This is a genomic window from Bradyrhizobium sp. IC3195 (genome assembly GCF_020193585.1).
Classification (GTDB): Bacteria; Pseudomonadota; Alphaproteobacteria; order Rhizobiales; family Xanthobacteraceae; genus Bradyrhizobium; species Bradyrhizobium yuanmingense.
In genome coordinates this window covers 1-426 of record NZ_JADYVG010000102.1, presented here as the reverse complement: position 1 = coordinate 426, position 426 = coordinate 1, and the positions used below count along the sequence as shown (strand labels likewise).

At 59.9% G+C, this 426-nt stretch carries 1 protein-coding gene; it reads right to left on the bottom strand.

Annotated elements, in window-relative coordinates; translation table 11 throughout:
* Window positions 1–189 (bottom strand): transposase (locus I6F09_RS37290; protein WP_276573455.1); only part of this gene is annotated, 189 nt, incomplete at its 3' end.
* Window positions 190–426 lie beyond the last annotated feature (237 nt).

Below are 426 nucleotides of genomic sequence, written 5' to 3'. Positions count from 1 at the left end.
CTTTTTCGGCATTGCGGTGTCATCAATGACTAATACCGCATCCTTGCCGCCGACAAGCCGATCCGCCTGGTTGAGCAGCTCAGATTCCAGCGGTGATGCGTCCCAGACACCTTCGACGATGAAATGGGATCTTGAGCGCTTGGTCCCGGTAGCCGAACGTACTGCACCGGCTGCGCTGGCTGTCGGCATTGAGACCATTGCCAGCAACTTGACGCCGGACGCCGCGACGAAGTGCCTGCAGAGCCCGCGAATTCACTTCGGCACGCGACTTGCTCTCTTTGCCGCATCATCACCAATCCCAGTGCGATGGTCTTCGGGACGGACTCGGCGCGCGTCGGTGTTAGCGTCTGGTCCGCCCCGACGGTTTTGCTGCGCGATAACTTAAGGGCGCTCGGTCGTGGACCGAGAAAATACAGGGACGTGTTG